We start from the raw sequence: 13,534 nt of genomic DNA on the forward strand, positions 1-13,534 counted from the left end.
CGGCCGGTTGTTGTCCGTTGTTGTTCCGGCCTGTTCCTCTGATGTTCCTACCCCGCCCGGTAACGCGTGCTTGGCGGGGTCTCTTTTGGAGCGGCTGCGGTCCTGGACGCCGTGAAGTTCACAGCCAATCATCACCGTCGTGCATTCGGCAAAGGCGCTGTGCCACAGCGTCAACCGACTCTCAATCCGATCCGGACAACTTGGCTCGGGCCAGCGTTGCGTAACGGCCCTCGTGGCAACAGACCCTCGTTCGGTGCTCAGCCAAACCCGACGGTCGGCGTTGCGCGCGTCGAGTATTGCGGCGGCTGACGGTTGCCGGGCGGGTCGAAGGCAATCGAGGTCAGCCGCGACGCGATCCGCTACGCCAGCGGGTTCGTCTATCGGCGGGTGCCCGTTATGCCTGCCGTGCCTGTCTGGGGGTTCGGCAGAAAGCGTCGAGGTGGCCCGGGATGCAGAAAGCCCCGCCCGGGCTCCACAACCGAACGGGGCTTCCTTCTTCCTGAAGCGGGCCGCCAAGCCCGCCGATCTCTCACCACCGAATGGAAGTCCACCAGCAGAACGGACAACTGACATCCGGGGTTCCGCTGTGACTGCCAGCCAGCCGTTCTCATCAGGAGCGGCGCATCTCCGCCCCGGTTCTGGCGGTGGGAACGCATGATTGCCCTGCGGCCGAGCAAGCACCCGGAACAGGAACCCGTGCCAGTCGCCGGTGATGCCGAACGGGCGCTGCCGCACATGGGTAACGGCCCCAGCCGTGGCGATGTCACGGCCGGGGGCCTCACCACGACAAAGGGAGTGTTTACCGCAATGAAGTGGTGTTGCCGTGGCTGAGAGTGTACTTGCAAAAGCCGGCTTACTCGATTGTGACGACTCCACAGTAGGCTTGATGGATCACCATGCCTGCCCGGCTGCGTGTGCAGGAGGTGTGGAGCAGGAGTGCCGTCGTGATGCGCTTGGGCCTTTGACCGCTCTTCCGCAAACCTGGTCACATATTCCAGCGCATCCGCCCGCAGGCGGTCTGCATTACGCGCACATTCGAGCGCGCGCTCAATGATGAACCGTGCCAGAAGCTCGCGGAAGGGATCGGGAATGGGCTTGCCGGCTTCCGCTAGGGCGATCTCGTAAGCCTCGGACGCGAGGCCTAGATCATCGAGGCCGAGGGCGCGTGCCGGCCCCGACGGGGATAAAAAGTCATCTGCAATTTCCCAGCCCACCATCGAACGAGCCGCAGTTCGAACTCGCTCAATGGCACGAATTAAAGATTACGCTACGGAATGCCGCTAAGCTACCCCTAAAGTAGTAGAGGGGCGATGGCGAGCGCCTGACGGGTTGGTTCTGCCGATCGGCCAGCGGGTCGGGTTAACGGAGAACCTGGCACCATTGTCTGCAGCAGGTCACCCAAGACTCAGAGCCATCCGTTTCGCTAACCCTGCTGGTCATCGGCTGCATGGATTCCCGGGTGCCCCGGAGCTGGTCTTCGATCAGCGCATCGGCGACATCTTCCGCACGCATCGCCGGCAACTTCGTCGACGACTCTATGGCATACCAAGATGGCGCTGGCCCTCTCCACAGGTCCAGGCACTGCTAATACAAGGCCGTGCACTGTCACCCCGGTCAGAGTACCGAGAGGAATAAAGTTGAGGACCTTACAGGGTTCATCCTGAGGGCCCGTCGCGTAGTGAACGGACAAGGGTGTTATAAACGTGCCGAGACCGGGTCTCCAGAGCACAATTCGCGCCGATCTGAGGGCCGCACGAATGGCTCGGCAGGGCCGCGCCAGTCGGCTATTGTGGGTCCCGGGCCATCTGGCGACTGGACGCTTCATGCCAAGAATCCTGATAATCGAAGATCACCCTCTCTTCCGTGAGGCTCTGACGGCCGCGATTGCTACTTCCTTCCATGCCGACCTTCTGCATGCCGATACTCTCGAGCGTGCCCGAAAGCTACTGGCCGAGAACTCCTCACTAGACCTGATATTGCTCGACCTGAAGATGCCGGAATCCGGAATCTATACCGGTCTGTCCATGATACGAGAGAACTGCCCACAAGTGCCGCTCTTGGTCCTCTCGGCTTTGTCGAGCCGCAGCATCATCATGGAGGTGATCCGGCTTGGCGCGATGGGCTTCGTCGCCAAATCCAGCCCGACGGAGCAAATCACAGAGGCGGTTGCGCGGGTACTTCTTGGAGAGACTTGCTTCCCGGCTGAGTTCCGGGATCTAACAGGGACGTCCGGCGGTGAGAGTCGTGATGACGCTATAATTAGCGAGTTTGAGGCATTAACAGCCCAGCAGCGACGGGTCCTTCGGCTTCTGGGCAAGGGACAGCTTAACAAGCAGATCGCCCACGATCTCGGGATCGCCGAGCGTACCGTGAAGGCGCACATTACTGCTATTCTGCAGAAATTTGGCGTTAACACCCGCACCCAGGCGGCGCTTGCCGCCCACCGGCTCGAGGAACTCGGGATCATCGACTAAAAATTCTTTGAAGTGGAAACCGCGATAAGCCGGCCGATTGCGGCATGGATCTCCGCCGCCTTGAGAGGCTTTCGAAGCACCTGACAGCCTCGCTTTCGCGCCTCACGCCGAATTGCCGCGCCTGCATCAGCTGTAACGAGGAGAGCCGGAATCGCTCTGCTGTGCATGACCCTGATGCGGTCAATCACCTCCAAGCCCGTTTCGACCCCTCCAAGGTGGAAGTCGGCAAGCACTAGGTCGGGGTGAAGGCCTCCGGTTATTCGGTCGAGAGCCTCGGTCCCGGAGGCGGCAGCAGCAACCTGGCAGCCCCAGCTCTTTAGGAGGCCACTCATGGCCTCTGCGACGCGCAGGTCATCCTCCACTACCAGGATGAGCCTTCCGCCCAGGCTCCATGATCGTGGTGGCGGGACAATGTCGTCCGGCCGCAGAGCCGGCATCGCCCGCCCATATGGCACCGTCACGCCGAACATCGATCCGCGACCAACCTCCGACCGAAGCATAAGCGGATGGCCGAGAAGCCGAGTGAGTCGACGCACAATTGCGAGCCCCAAACCAACACTGTCGGCATTTTCGGAGGGCCCCCGTAGGCGCTCGAAGGCCTCAAAAATTCGGTCGAACTTCTCTGGCGGGATGCCGGGACCCGTATCCCAGACTTCGATGCGCACAGCGTCTGCCATCAGGCGGCATCCAAGGAGCACCTTTCCAGCCTCGGTGTAGCGGATCGAGTTCGCTAAGAGGTTCTGGATGATCCTGCGAAGGAGGTGTGCATCGCTCTGAACGCGCTTAGTGCAATACACAACTCGGAGCGAAACGCCCTTGCGGATGGCAAGCGGCTCGAATTCGTCGCGGAGCGTGAACAAAAGGCTGCTGACTGGAAAGCTAGTCACCTCGGATGTAAGGCCGCCTGCCTCAAGGCTTGAGATTTCTAGTAAGCCAGTGAGCAAGGCCTCCGCTGATGAGAGTGCACCGTCAGTGCGATCGACCAGAAATCGGTTTGGCGCCCGGAGCCGCTGTCTTGCCAGCGTTGCTAGGAAGATGCGGGCTGAGCTCAAGGGCTGCAGCAGATCATGGGCGGCGGCGGCGAGCAACTCAGCCGTCTCCTGCCGCGAGTGTTGGGCTGCCTCTAACTCTGCTGCCAAGCGGAGCTGGTCCACCTCCGCCGCGTCCAACTGCGAACGGAGCGCAGTAGCTGCAGACAGCAGGCGAGCTTCCATCTCCTTTATATTCTGTGAACTAGCTCGGCGCCGCGCGTCCACACAGCCCTCAGTGCCGCTATCTCGACCTGCCCAGGCCAGCGATGTCATCTCGCGAATTTGCGTCTCCAAAGCCTCTAGTGAGGCGAGTGCATCCGAGAGGAGCGGTGAGGTCATGCCACTATCCATCCCATGGTCGCCCTGCCGGCCAGGTCGTGGCGAGCTGACGCGGGTAGGCCGCCACACCCAATCATGCCCGAAAGTACCATTGCGATGAGCCGCCTCGAGTATCTAGCGTGCATGAGTACAGACCTGCGGCACACGACAGGCGTCGCAGCTTTGTGGAAGCCGCTCTTCAGCAAGCGGCTGGATAAGACATGGGTGTTAGGTGCCAAAAGGGGAATGGAATGCGACTTTCGACGGATGTTGGCGGTACCTTCACCGACCTTGTGATGGAAGAAGATGGCCAGCTCAGGATGTACAAGGCTTTGACCACGCCCGAGGATCCGGTGATCGGTGTCCTCGACGTGCTGAATGTGGCCGCGAGCGACTGTTCGACATCGGTCGAGCAGCTGCTTGGGGCCTGTGAGATATTCGTCCATGCGACTACGCGAGCGACAAACGCGATTCTCACCGGTGACACCGCTCGCACGGCCTTTCTTACCACTGAGGGGCACCCTGACATCCTCCTGCTCCGCGAAGGCGGTCGCAAGGAGCCATTCAACTACACCGTTCCGTACCCCAATCCCTACGTTCCACGCAGCCTGACGTTCGAGATCCCCGAGCGTATCGGGTCGGAAGGCGAGATCGTGAAGCCACTCGACGAGACCGCAGTCCTGGCCGTGATCGAGCGGTTGAAGAAACAGGAGATACAAGCAATCGGCGTCTGCTTACTCTGGTCGATCGTCAATCCGGTGCACGAGCGCCGTCTCGGCGAGCTTCTTGACCGGGAGTTGCCTGGTATTCCGTATACACTCTCGCACAAGCTCAATCCTTCAATCAGGGAATACCGGCGCGCGTCCTCGACCTGCATCGACGCATCCCTGAAGCCACTGATGGGGACGTACCTCGGCTCGCTGCAATCAAGGCTGATGCAAGCTGGCTTCCGGGGCCGCCTCCTCACGGTTACATCGCTGGGCAGTGTGGTGGACGCAGCTCATCTCGCTGAGGCACCGATCCACTCGGTGAAGTCCGGACCCTCTATGGCACCTGTTGCCGGTCGCTTTTATGCGGTGCTGGATGGAAACTCCGATACTGCAATCGTCGCCGACACCGGGGGGACCAGCTACGACGTGAGCCTTGTACGGCGCGGCAGCATACCTTGGACCCGGGAGACCTGGCTTGGTGAGCCGTTTCGAGGCCACATGACGGGCTTTCCCTCAGTGGACGTCAGAAGCATCGGGGCGGGAGGCGGTAGCATCGCCTGGGTTGATCAGGGCGGTATGCTGCATGTTGGGCCGCGTAGCGCCGGCTCAACCCCTGGACCTGCCTGTTACGGCCGGGGTGGAGAGTATCCAACAGTCACCGACGCGGCACTTGTGCTAGGCTACATCGATCCCGACTACTTCTTGGGCGGCGCAATTGGCCTTGATGTCGAGGCGGCAATTCGCGCGATCGAAGCACACGTTGGCGCTCCGCTCGGCCTCGACCTGCATGAGGCGGCAAGCGCAATTCTTAGCCTTTCCACTGAGAGCATGATCCATGCGATTGAGGACGTGACGATTAACCAGGGTATCGATCCGTCTACAGCTGTGCTGATCGGCGGCGGCGGTGCAGGCGGACTTAATGCCGTCCGGATCGCCCGACGTCTTGGTTGTCCTGGCGTGGTGATCCCGGCCGTAGGTGCTACGTTGAGCGCCGCGAGCGCTCTCATGTCAGATCTTAGCACGGAATACAGTGCCACCTACTTTACGACCAGCGCGGACTTCGAGTTCGACAGTGTTAATAGCACGCTCGAGGAGCTCGAGGGGCGCTGCGTGGCCTTCATAAACGGGCCTGGGACCGGCACGCTGGAGCACTCCATAGAATACTTCGCGGAAGCTCGTTATCCGCACCAGATCTGGGAGGTCGAAGTTCCGATCGGCAGTTCGCGCTTCTCATCTTCAGAGGACGTGGAACATCTAGTTGCCCGGCTCCATGCCGCGCATGAAGAACTCTTCGCGTTCAGTGATCCGGGTTCGGAGATCGAGATTGTGACATGGCGCGCCAAGGTCACCTGTCGCTTGCCAAGAGCGAGTGAGATTGTCCTCGTGTCGGACCGGCAGGTCCATGCTAAAGCACGTCAGCGCCGTGCCTGGTTTCCCGACCGAGGTATGGTTACAGCAATGGTCGAGATCCTTGAGACCATGCCCGTCGGGCATGTCGTGCACGGCCCGTGCATCGTCGAGTCAAGCTTCACAACCGTCGTAGTAGATCCCGGCGCTTCGGTTGAGCGGATGGCGAGCGGCAGTCTTTGGATTCGCCCGAGTGCTCCGGCCGGCAGCCGCGCTGGAAGTAAACGGAGCAAGGCAGATGCGTGAGGCTGCTGGGTTGGCACCCGCGCCAAACGAGCGGACACTTGACGGAGTGCGCTTAGCTATTCTCAACAAGCGCTTCGAGAGCGTTGTCCGCAAGATGGCAAACACGCTTCTCAGAACGGGCCGTTCTGGTGTCCTGAACACAGCCCGCGACTTCTCCTGCTGCATCGTGACAGCCGACCACGAGCTCGTCACGGCGGCCGAGTGCTATCCGATTCACGTCCTGCGTGGGCCTGACCTCATGTCACAGACGATGAAGCGTTTCCATCCCACACTGAAGCGCGGTGACGCGTTTCTGCATAACTCACCCTATCACGGCAATTCACATGCCGCGGACCATACGATCCTGGTGCCAGTTATCAGCGACGATGGTATCCACCGATTCACCGTCCTTGTGAAAGCCCACCAAGCAGATTGCGGTAACTCACTGCCCACCACCTACATGGGTGCCGCCCGCGACGTTTATCAGGAAGGCGCTCTGATCTTTCCGGCTGTGAAGGTGCAAGAGAGCTATCATGACATTGAGGACATCATCCGCATTTGTGAGATGCGCATACGCGTTCCCGAACAGTGGCGTGGCGACTACCTCGCTACATTGGGGGCGGCCCGTGTCGGCGAACGCGAGATGCTGAAACTAGGCGTGGAGATCGGCTGGGATGTACTGCGCGCACACACGGGCGAATGGTTCGACTATAGTGAGCAGAAGATGATTGCTGCAATCCGCAACTGCCGCAGTGGCCGGGCGAGCGCAACAGCGACCCATGATCCAGTGCCGGGGAGTCCGCCGGAGGGTATTACTATTACGGCCATCGTTGAGGTGGACAGTGAGGAGGCGATGATTGATGTCGATCTTCGCAACAACCCCGACAACCATCCTTGCGGGCTCAACCTGTCGCAGGCCTGCGCTCTGTCAGCTGCTATGGTCGGCATCTTCAACAGCATTGATCACACTGTACCACCGAATGCAGGGAGTTACCGCCGTATCCGCGTACATCTTCGTGATGGCTGCGTTGTAGGGATCCCGCGCCATCCGACCAGTTGCTCAGTTGCAACCACGAACCTGGGCGACCGGGTTACCTGTGCGGTGCAGCGCGCTTTGGTGGAAATTGACGAACAAATAGGCATGGCCGACGGCGGTCCCGCTATCCCACCCGCTGCAGGCGTGATCTCCGGTCACGATCCGCGCGCCGGCGGAGCGCCCTTCTGCAATGAGGTCATCCTCGGGGGAGGAGGCGGACCGGGAACGCCCGTTTCGGACGGCTGGCTGACGATGCTCACGATGGGCAATGCAGGCATGCCATTCCTCGATAGCATCGAGGTCGACGAAATCCATCACCCCATCCGTATCACCGAGAGGCGGCTGATCACCGACAGCGAAGGTGCCGGAAAATATCGCGGCGCGCCGGGGCTACAGGTCGCCTTCGGGCCGGTGAACTGCAGCATCCAAGTCGGTTATGTCAGCGACGGCACTATTAATCCGGCGCGTGGAGTAAGGGGCGGCCTTGCGGCCGAGCCAGCACAACAGTTCAAGCGAGCAATATGCGGCGACCTTAAACCGCTAGGTATTAGCGCCCAAGTAACACTCGAGCCCGGCGAGTTGATTGTGTCGCTGACCGCAGGTGGCGGAGGATTTGGTACGCCTCTGGATCGCGATCCTGAACGGGTTGAGACCGACGTTCGCGAGGGCTGGATCAGCAACGAACGGGCCGCCAGCGTCTACGGAGTACTAATTGATACTTCCGGTTGCCTCGATAGGAGTGCGACGGAGCGGCGGCGTGTTCAGCAGCAAAAGAGCTATATCAAGCGGTTGTCTGCAACAGGGCGAAGTATCGCCCGATGATCCAAATGAACCGCCTATATCATGCCAGACCTGGAGTCTGATTGATGCCTGCCAGAGTTAGCCGAGAACAGCAGCACGTCATCGATGGAGTGCGCTTGGCTATTTTCAACAAGCGCTTCGAGAGCGTCGTCCGCAAGATGGCAAACACGCTCCTCAGAACGGGCCGTTCCGGTGTCCTGAACATGGCGCGCGACTTCTCCTGCTGCATCGTGACAGCCGACCACGAGCTCGTCACGGCGGCCGAGTGCTATCCGATTCACGTCCTGCGTGGTGCCGATCTGATGTCGCGCGCAGTACAAGAATTCCATCCCACACTGAAGCGCGGTGACGCGTTTCTGCATAACTCGCCCTACCACGGCAATTCACATGCCGCGGACCATGCGATCTTGGTGCCGGTCATTGATGACACCGGCCGGCACCGCTTCACGGTAATTGCCAAAGCCCACCAAGCAGACTGTGGTAACTCGCTGCCCACGACCTACATGGGTGCCGCCCGCGACGTTTATCAGGAAGGCGCCCTGATCTTTCCGGCCGTAAAGATCCAGGAGGGATACCGGGACATTCACGACGTGATCCGTATGTGCGAGATGCGTATTCGAGTCCCTGAGCAGTGGCGGGGCGACTATCTCGCAACCCTCGGAGCAGCACGCGTTGGCGAGCGCGCGATGATGGAGATGGGCGCCGAGCTCGGCTGGGATGCACTAGCCGAATACACTGAGGAGCTGTTCGACTACAGCGAGACGCTCATGGTACAGGCAATCCGAGGCATGCCAAGTGGCATAGCCACGGCTTTCGCGACACACGATCCCGTGCCGGGAACACCGCCTGAAGGAATTACAATTCAAGCCACCGTGACGGTAGATAGCAGTGAGGCCCACATCACCATCGATATGTGTGATAATCCAGACTGCTATCCATGCGGGCTGAACCTCTCGCAGGCCTGCGCGCTTACGGCAGCCATGGTGGGGGTATTCAACACCGTCGGCAATGTTGTTCCGCCGAACGCCGGGAGTTTCAGACGCGTCGAGATTCTGATTCGTGAGGGCTGCGTTGTAGGGATCCCGCGCCATCCGACCAGTTGCTCGGTTGCAACCACGAACCTGGGCGACCGGGTTACCTGTGCGGTGCAACGGGCCCTCGCCGAGATTGGCGGCGGGATCGGTATGGCCGATGGGGGTGCCGCAATTCCCGCCGCGGGCGCGGTGATCTCTGGCAGGGACCCCCGCTTTGGTGACGCTCCGTTCTGCAATGAGGTCATCCTCGGGGGAGGAGGCGGACCGGGAACGCCCGTTTCGGACGGCTGGCTGACGATGCTCACGATGGGCAATGCAGGCATGCCATTCCTCGATAGCATCGAGGTCGACGAAATCCATCACCCCATCCGTATCACCGAGAGGCGGCTGATCACCGACAGCGAAGGTGCCGGAAAATATCGCGGCGCACCGGGCTTTCAGATAGAATTCGGTCCCGTTCGCTGCGACATGGAGATCGGCTATGTAAGTGACGGTACCCTGAATCCTGCGAAGGGAGCGCGCGGCGGGCATTCGGCGGCACCCGCTAGGCATTGGGTGCGCACCCGCGACGGCTCACTGCAAGACGTGCCAGATATCAGCGCACAATACGTCCTGGCCGATGGTGAGTCGGTCATCTCTTGCACCGCTGGAGGCGGCGGCTACGGCGACCCGCGTGACCGCCACCCGGCACTCGTCGACCGCGACGTCCGTGAAGGTTGGATCAGCTGTGAAAAGGCGGAGCAGGTCTATACCGTCACCTTTAGGTCTGACGGCTCGGTCGACTTTGATGGGACCTCCCGCCTCCGTGGTCAGGCGGGCAACTTGGCACGGAAGGAGGGAGACGGAGGACAGAATCAGATTTGATCCTCGAGACAGAGATCAATTACCGCGGGAGGAACGGAATGATGACCTTGCGATTGGCTGCGATGGCGCTCGGATTGATGCTGGCGGCCTTCTCTGGCGCAGGAGTTACGTCAGTGCGGGCTCAAGAACTGAAATGTGAACCCGAAAGAATAGCCGAGAAATATCCGGATCTTGCAGGCAAGACCCTGCGCATCGGCGGTGATCCACAGACCCGACCCTTTATCTTCCGAGACCCGACCAACTTCAATAACATTATCGGGTTCGATGCGGACTTGGCTCGCGCCGTCTTCGACTGCGCCGGAGCCAAATACGAGTTCTTCCTCGGTGGCTGGTCCGGCCTAGTCCCGGCTGTAATGGCGGGCCAGATCGATGTCATGTGGGATGCTCTCTACTACCTGCCCGAGCGTGCTAAGAAGCTCGACTTTATCGTGTATATGCAAGCAGGGATCGGGGCGCTGGCTCAACCGGGAAATCCAAAGAACGTTAAGTCGATCGGAGATCTCTGTGGGCTCAGTGCCGTCACACTGCTTGGTACTGTCGAGGAGGCCACGCTTAGAAAGCAGGACGAAGCCTGCAGGACGGCGGGTAAACCCGGGATCGAGATTCAGGTCGGACCCGACAACGCCGCCGCCATGCGCCAGCTTCTCAACCGTCGGGTCGACATCTTTTTTATCGATCTTGGTCTCGCCTACGGCCTTATGCAGGAGCGCTCCAGTGAGGTGACGTTCGCGTTTGCGCACCTGACCGACCTGGTCCAAGCCGCTGCGGTTCCAAAGGGCAGGAAGGATCTGGTCAATGCCATCTACGATGGGCTACGCGTCGCTCAGACCAACGGCACGCAGAGAAAGCTTTACGAGAAGTACGGCATGGAACCATCGCTGCAGAGACCTGCTGAGATCCTGCGCGAGTAGTGATGTGCTCGCTCCGAGCCATATGACCGGAACGGCGTGAGTAGTCGACGGACTGAAGCCCCAGCGCTTTCGGACAGCCGCTGGGCCACATCCGACCCACTCGGGTGTTAGGAGAAGAGATGCTTCCCTGGCTAGCCGAATTCTACCGCTATCTTACTTCCTGGTTCTTGATCGAAGGCGCGATCCTAGCGGTAGAGATCACCGTCCTGGCGATGGCACTTGGTCTTCTTCTAGGGCTGTTGCTGGCGTTGATGCGACTGTCGTCAATCGTGTGGGTCTCCGGCGCTGCCTGGCTTTACATTTGGTTTGTGCGCGGGACGCCGATTCTGCTTCAGCTCGTTTTCATCTATGACGCCTTGCCACTGATCGGTATCAGGCTCGATACCTTCACAACAGCGGTCATTGCATTTGCATTGAACGAGGCTGCGTTCAGCGGTGAGATCATTCGCGGCGGCATTCTCTCAGTTAATCGAAACCAGAGGATCGCAGCCGCATCGCTCGGCATGGGTCCTCTGCTAACACTTCGGCGGATTGTAATGCCCCAGGCTCTCCGGGCCATTCTGCCAGCGATTGCAAACGATGCAGTGACAATGCTAAAGCTGACTTCCATCGCGTCGGTTATCTTTGTGAACGAATTGACTTTCCGGGCGCAGCAAATTGTCGGACAAAACTTCGAGTTCTTTAAGGTATTCGCTGCAGCCGCAGTGATCTATCTGGTTCTAACCAGCGTTATCTCGGCAGGGCAGACATGGCTGGAGCGCCGCTTTAGCCTGGAGCGGCCTCAGCAGAGCACGGCCTCTCGCCGGCTACTCGGCACTTTCCTTGGTAGCCATGGCGCCCTTTCTGGTGAGACAGGCAACGCGGCAGGTTCGGCTAATCCCACTTACGGCAGGCCAAAGGAGTCCCCCTTCGGGATCATAGAACAGAGCTGGGAGCAGCTGATCCCCTGCGCCACCGAAGCGGCGAGCACGAGTGAACCGTTTGTCGTGTGTCGGGAAGTTCACAAATCCTATGGCAGCCTCGAAGTTCTGCGCGGCGTTGATCTTTCGGTACGTCGTGGTGAAGTCGTTGCCATAATGGGTCCGAGTGGCTCTGGGAAGAGTACCCTGCTACGACTCATCAATCATATTGAGTCGATCGACAGAGGTGAAATTAGAGTTGACGGCCGCTGGGTTGGCTACGACAGCGTTGGCGACTATCCGAAGCCATCGCGCGATCTTGCAAAGGCACGCGCGGAAGCGCGGATCGGGATGGTTTTCCAACATTTCAACCTCTTCGATCACTTCACCGCTCTCGAAAACATTACGGAAGCGCCGACGCGGGTGTACGGTGTTCCCGCCGCGGAGGCTCGTGCACTCGGCTGGCAACTCTTGGCGAAGGTCGGGCTAACCCGCCACGCGGATCATCTGCCACACCGATTGTCGGGCGGCCAGCAGCAGCGGGTTGCTATAGCGCGCGCGCTTGCGATATCGCCAAAACTCATGCTGTTCGACGAGCCTACGTCGGCCCTCGATCCGGAGCTGGTTTCAGAGGTTCTTTCAGTAATCCGGCGTTTAGCTGAATCCGGGATGACCATGATCATCGTAACGCACGAGGTCCGGTTTGCGCGCGAAGTAGCTGATCGAGTTATCTTCATGGCAGAGGGCCGAATCGTGGAGGAGGGCACACCCGACGAGGTCCTCAACGATCCAAAACAGGAGCGGACGCGGAATTTCCTGCAATTGGTGGCACGTGAGCCAGAAGCGGTCTGATACCCAAGTGAAGACGTTCTGATCCGCAGGATTGGCAGCGGACAGGGTCGCGACTCTGTCCCTGAGGTCAGAATTTTGGTGGGTAGGTATGAGTCGGCCAGAATGAAACTTGGAAGCAGACTCTATATCGAGAGTGTCGATGGTCGTGAATGAATGGGCGATCGGAGTCCCTCTAAGTCGAAGATCGCGGGCGTCCAGCACAGGTCCTGCGCGAACGGCTGAAACGCACTGATAGCCGCGTTGGCTGCGATATCTCACAGCGCGAGGCCTATGGCGTGCATTTCGACGGCCGGGAGGTGAACGATCTATATCGAGAAGGCAAGCCCCTGGGAGAACGATTACCGCGAGAGCTTCAACTCCAAGCTCCACGACGAAGTCCTCGACCGGGGGATCTTCTACAGCCTGCGCGAAGCGGAGATTCCGATCGAGAGCTGGAAGGGTCACGACAACACCAAGCGGCCGTACTCATCCTTCTACCGATCGCCTGCACCAGAGGTCCAGCTCTGGCCGACCTCACCAACTCTGGGCAGTGACCCGCCCCCGTTGAGTGGTCCGGTTGGAATGTTAGATGTTTAGTCCCGGCATTTGGTGGATGGGATTGAGGATGAAGCGCTGGGGCTCTTTTGTCCAGGTTTTGCAGATGGCCTCATAGGGTGTGAGGCCCTTTAGGGTCTTGAGCCGGCGGGCGAAGTTGTAGGCGCTGACAAAGTCGGCGAGATGCTGCCGGAGCTGGTCATGGCTCTCGTAGTGGTAGCGCTTGACGGTCGCGTCCTTGAGGGTGCGGTTCATCCTCTCGACTTGCCCGTTATCCGGCATGATGCTTGTGGTGCCTTTTGCGTCCATCTGCCTTCTTCGGAAAGCGATGTTATGGTGAGCCCATCCGGGACGTGGGGCACCGGGAGCACGAAGGTGCGGGCAGGCCGCCGATCGACGTTGGGCTGAGAGCCCGAGCTCGTTACATGGCCGCCCCTT

Annotated in this window: 7 protein-coding genes and 2 pseudogenes; 7 read left to right on the plus strand and 2 right to left on the minus strand. The window is 59.9% G+C overall.

Annotated features, from left to right (window positions below; all coding sequences use genetic code 11):
- Positions 1–1,823: 1,823 nt before the first annotated feature.
- Positions 1,824–2,474, plus strand: coding sequence for a response regulator transcription factor (locus BN1233_RS33735; RefSeq protein ID WP_046868194.1), 651 nt, complete (start codon positions 1,824–1,826; stop codon positions 2,472–2,474).
- Here BN1233_RS33735 and BN1233_RS33740 read toward each other — a convergent pair.
- Positions 2,471–3,778 carry an ATP-binding response regulator gene (locus BN1233_RS33740; protein WP_187144437.1) on the minus strand — a complete coding sequence of 436 codons (1,308 nt, stop codon included), beginning with the start codon at positions 3,776–3,778 and terminating at the stop codon, positions 2,471–2,473. The two genes, BN1233_RS33735 and BN1233_RS33740, sit on opposite strands and share 4 nt — an antisense overlap.
- Before the next feature lie 296 nt (positions 3,779–4,074).
- Between BN1233_RS33740 and BN1233_RS33745 the strand changes: the two genes are divergently transcribed.
- From BN1233_RS33745 to BN1233_RS46290, 6 genes and pseudogenes are all read left to right on the plus strand, one after another.
- Complete coding sequence (locus BN1233_RS33745; RefSeq protein WP_046868052.1) at positions 4,075–6,186, plus strand: hydantoinase/oxoprolinase family protein; 2,112 nt, start codon at positions 4,075–4,077, stop codon at positions 6,184–6,186.
- Complete coding sequence (locus tag BN1233_RS33750) at positions 6,179–8,023, plus strand: hydantoinase B/oxoprolinase family protein (protein ID WP_046868053.1); 1,845 nt, start codon at positions 6,179–6,181, stop codon at positions 8,021–8,023. The genes BN1233_RS33745 and BN1233_RS33750 overlap by 8 nt, the downstream gene beginning before the upstream one ends.
- A gap of 44 nt (positions 8,024–8,067) precedes the next feature.
- Positions 8,068–9,900 (plus strand): hydantoinase B/oxoprolinase family protein, encoded by a 1,833-nt coding sequence (locus BN1233_RS33755; protein WP_046868054.1) that lies wholly within the window; start codon positions 8,068–8,070, stop codon positions 9,898–9,900.
- 62 nt (positions 9,901–9,962) lie between these two features.
- Entirely contained in the window at positions 9,963–10,811 is an 849-nt protein-coding gene (locus BN1233_RS33760; RefSeq protein ID WP_244471076.1) for an ABC transporter substrate-binding protein, read from the plus strand.
- Between the two features lie 119 nt (positions 10,812–10,930).
- Positions 10,931–12,562: an amino acid ABC transporter permease/ATP-binding protein gene (locus tag BN1233_RS50685; RefSeq protein WP_046868055.1), complete on the plus strand. Its 1,632-nt coding sequence runs from the start codon at positions 10,931–10,933 to the stop codon at positions 12,560–12,562.
- A 300-nt stretch (positions 12,563–12,862) separates the two neighbouring features.
- A pseudogene (locus tag BN1233_RS46290) lies at positions 12,863–13,138 on the plus strand (integrase core domain-containing protein); the annotation flags it as partial.
- On the opposite strand, the pseudogene BN1233_RS33770 reads toward BN1233_RS46290, so the two are convergent.
- A pseudogene (locus BN1233_RS33770) lies at positions 13,127–13,369 on the minus strand (integrase core domain-containing protein); the annotation flags it as partial. The pseudogenes BN1233_RS46290 and BN1233_RS33770 overlap by 12 nt on opposite strands.
- Between the last annotated feature and the right edge of the window lie 165 nt (positions 13,370–13,534).

Source organism: Microvirga massiliensis (genome assembly GCF_001006805.1).
In the GTDB taxonomy this organism is placed as follows: Bacteria; Pseudomonadota; Alphaproteobacteria; order Rhizobiales; family Beijerinckiaceae; genus Microvirga; species Microvirga massiliensis.

What these genes read in the sequence shown, in the direction of transcription:
- BN1233_RS33760 (WP_244471076.1), top strand. Translation starts at nt 9,963, where the DNA reads ATGGCGCTCGGATTGATGCTGGCGGCCTTCTCTGGCGCAGGAGTTACG.
- BN1233_RS33755 (WP_046868054.1), top strand. Translation starts at nt 8,068, where the DNA reads ATGCCTGCCAGAGTTAGCCGAGAACAGCAGCACGTCATCGATGGAGTG.
- BN1233_RS33750 (WP_046868053.1), top strand. Translation starts at nt 6,179, where the DNA reads ATGCGTGAGGCTGCTGGGTTGGCACCCGCGCCAAACGAGCGGACACTT.
- BN1233_RS50685 (WP_046868055.1), top strand. Translation starts at nt 10,931, where the DNA reads ATGCTTCCCTGGCTAGCCGAATTCTACCGCTATCTTACTTCCTGGTTC.
- BN1233_RS33740 (WP_187144437.1), bottom strand. Translation starts at nt 3,778, where the DNA reads ATGACATCGCTGGCCTGGGCAGGTCGAGATAGCGGCACTGAGGGCTGT.
- BN1233_RS33745 (WP_046868052.1), top strand. Translation starts at nt 4,075, where the DNA reads ATGCGACTTTCGACGGATGTTGGCGGTACCTTCACCGACCTTGTGATG.
- BN1233_RS33735 (WP_046868194.1), top strand. Translation starts at nt 1,824, where the DNA reads ATGCCAAGAATCCTGATAATCGAAGATCACCCTCTCTTCCGTGAGGCT.